Source organism: Microcoleus sp. S28C3, assembly GCF_036700785.1.
Lineage (GTDB): Bacteria > Cyanobacteriota > Cyanobacteriia > Cyanobacteriales > Microcoleaceae > Microcoleus > Microcoleus asticus.
The window spans coordinates 1-314 of the sequence record NZ_JAUBPO010000264.1; positions in this window are offsets into that span (position 1 = coordinate 1).

Consider the following 314-nt stretch of genomic DNA (forward strand, 5'->3'; position numbering starts at 1 on the left):
AGATGAATATCCATAGGGTAGAAATCAAGTAGTGGTATCTCATTATACGGTTTTCACCAAAAACCCAGAAGAACCGCAAAACTTAGCTCTTGTGTAGTAGCTAACCTTTGCAAATTAGCCTCTTTTGGCTTTTGTACTTGATAGCCAAAATACAGTTGTGTGGTTCTGAAAATAAAAAAATTTATAGGGCAATCAGTGAGACTAAAAAAGGGCTGGATTGTCAAAAAAAATTGGTTTTCGGACTAATGGTTAGTTTGAATGGGTAAATGAGCTGGTAAATGATCCTGTGTTCTAGCAAATTGCTCAACAACTTC